The 2,496-nt window shown below is 48.8% G+C and carries 3 protein-coding genes; all 3 read left to right on the top strand.

All coding sequences use genetic code 11. The features are described 5' to 3' along the window. Window positions 1–197: 197 nt before the first annotated feature. From KDK14_RS08435 to KDK14_RS08425, 3 genes are read left to right on the top strand one after another with little or no spacing between them, the layout of a single operon-like run. Complete coding sequence (locus tag KDK14_RS08435) at window positions 198–578, top strand: hypothetical protein (RefSeq protein ID WP_257264651.1); 381 nt, start codon at window positions 198–200, stop codon at window positions 576–578. After that, the gene (locus tag KDK14_RS08430; RefSeq protein ID WP_257264649.1) at window positions 553–1,014 is read left to right on the top strand and encodes a hypothetical protein; all 462 of its coding nucleotides are present in this window, start codon (window positions 553–555) and stop codon (window positions 1,012–1,014) included. Before KDK14_RS08435 ends, KDK14_RS08430 begins: the two co-directional genes overlap by 26 nt. Beyond that, on the top strand, window positions 930–2,402 hold the full coding sequence (locus tag KDK14_RS08425; RefSeq protein ID WP_373691051.1) for a hypothetical protein: 1,473 nt from the start codon (window positions 930–932) through the stop codon (window positions 2,400–2,402). Before KDK14_RS08430 ends, KDK14_RS08425 begins: the two co-directional genes overlap by 85 nt. The last annotated feature ends 94 nt before the right edge of the window (window positions 2,403–2,496 follow it).

The following is a 2,496-nucleotide window of genomic DNA, read 5'->3' as shown; positions in this document are numbered from 1 at the left end:
TCCTCAATTTTCTGCCATCCTCGCTACGGGCGCTATTCTCGGACAGCCTCCCGGGGTAGACATTAAGGCATTGTCTGTAAATAACTTCCGCATATTCAGATGCTCCACCGCAATCATCAGGAACACTGAGTTTAAAATGGGAAAGTTATTTTTAGACGACTCCTTACCATTTGCGTGGCAGCAAGCTGGGCAGCATTTTGAACCAGTTGGAAACCGGACGATTGAGTCCGGAACAGGAAGCGCAAATTTCTTTACATATTGAACCCCGGTTAACCCCTGAGATTCGTACCCAGTTACAAATCGCCCGGTTAACCCGAGATGAATTGCAAAAGCTGAACCAGGCAGCTTTGGCAGAAGAAGAACAGGCTAAACAATTTGCGAAAGAAAATTTGTTTATGAACCCCTATCAAATTGTTGGGGATGAACGGTTTGGTCAGTATACCCAGAGAGGAAGTGTGTTTGGTCGTGGGGTAGCCAAGGGCCTGACCATGAATTATGCCTTTGCCCCGGATGAAGAACGGTTGAATTCTGATGATCCGGAAGTGGTGGCTGATGAGCGGGCCAAGCGACTTTTTTAACAGCAACAGGAGGCAAAGTATCCAGTTAGTTCGCTGGCGGGAAATGGCAAAAGACAAGCGATTTGAAAGCCAGTTAAAAAAAGAGGCGAAAGCGCAAGGTTATGGGAGTGATGTTAATAGGTATTTAAATGACTTGTTAACTATTGAGAAAACTGACGATGGTCGCTTACTGGCTCGCGCCAGGCGCGAGAGCGTTATTGATCTTCCTGATCTGGAGTCCACCCATGAACTATCACGAGCTGAACAGGACAAAGCCGACGTTATTAGTTTTGACACCTCTGACTTTGGAGGCACAGAACCCGTTACCCAGACTGCGGGAAGCACCCCGGCTGCCAAACCCCGCCAACCGATATTACCGCTGAAACCCAGTCCGCTGCACGACCTGGAACGGGCGAAGTTGCGCCGGTTGTTTCGGGGAGTGAGCAATCCGCTGTAGGCACTTCAGCAACATCAGGAACTGGCAAAATTACTGAGCGGGTTTCCACCAAAAAAGGCACTCAGTTTGATGTGGCATTTGAGCTGGTTGATGCAGATGATCTGAGTACTTCTCATTTAGGCAATGGCGTTGTTAACCCGGATTACCCAAAAGCTTTGCAGCCAAGGGACAGAACCAAAATTACCAGCGAAGCGCAAATCAGGGAAATTGCCAATAACCTGGAACCTGCATGGCTTGGCAGTTCTCCTAAAGCTTCGGATGGTGCGCCGATCATTGGTGATGATGGTTTGGTGGAATCGGGTAATGGTCGGATTCTGGCATTACGATTGGCTTATGCTCAAGGGGATCAGGGACGTTCTGGCCAGTATCGTCAATGGCTAAAGGATAATGCTGAGCGGTTTGGCATTGATTCAGCGGTTGTGGATGGCATGAATAAGCCCGTATTGGTTCGTAAGCGAACAACACCAATGAGCGATGAGGAACGGATACGATACACCAAAGAGGCCAATGATCGGGAACAGGCGGGATATTCGCCAACAGAACAAGCCAAGATAGACGCCAGCCGGTTAACGGATGACGATATCATCATGTTTGCCCCCGGAGAAAATGGCAATATTGCAGCAGAGTCTAACCTTGACTTCCTGCATCGGTTTGTTAAAAGCGTTGGATTAGAAGACGTTGCTAGTTTGTTTGACAACAACAATCGCCCCAATCAGGTATTAGTTCAGCGTGTGCAGGCTGCTATTTTTAAAAAAGCCTGTGACGATGATCGGCTATTGTCGTTAATGTCTGAAACAACTGATGTGGATATGAAAGGCGAAGCTGCCCGTAATATGGTCGCTGCCTTAACAAAAGCAGCACTTACTTTTGCCAGAGCCCGGGCCACGGGCAGTTTGCCACCAAAAAGCGATTTTATCTCCAATTTGCTCGAAGCGGTTGATTTGGTGCGACAAAGTCGGCGTGAGAATCAGTCACTGTCGGAAATTATCAGCCAGGGCAGTTTGCTGGAGTCGGTTGACCCGATTACCGAAGAGCTGGCCACTTTTCTGGATGCCAATTTACGCAGTAGCCAGCGCATGGGCGAGGTGTTAAAAGATCTTGGCCAGCAATTAGAAAACGAAGCCGCCAGGGGTGGTGCAGATTTGTTTGGTTCTGCACCTGCGGGCAAAGCGGATTTTATCAGCGCCACCAATCGCAATATGGAGGCCAGAGGTGAACGAGCACCTTTTACCCGTAATGAACCAACAAGCCAGGACCGGGCAGGATCAGAAGCTACTGAAGTTCCGCCACTGAAACAGGCGGTGCAAAAAGCCAATCGGTTGAAAGTGGACGAGCCGCCGGTGGTGATGCCGGATCTGGCCAGGTTGTTGAAACTAAAACAAACCTGATACGGGCAGTCAGAGAAAATGGAACTTTTGAAAAAGAGCCTGTAGCGGCTAAAAAATTACCTGATTACCACTGATCGTACGTCATGACATAGAG

The sequence above is a fragment of the Endozoicomonas sp. ONNA2 genome, from assembly GCF_024606365.1.
In the GTDB taxonomy this organism is placed as follows: domain Bacteria; phylum Pseudomonadota; class Gammaproteobacteria; order Pseudomonadales; family Endozoicomonadaceae; genus Endozoicomonas.
Note: the sequence above shows the minus strand (reverse complement) of the source record. Positions and strands in the feature narration are given on the sequence as shown.

Coding starts and splice junctions, on each gene's coding strand:
- KDK14_RS08430 (WP_257264649.1), top strand. CDS start 553: ATGAGCGGGCCAAGCGACTTTTTTAACAGCAACAGGAGGCAAAGTATC.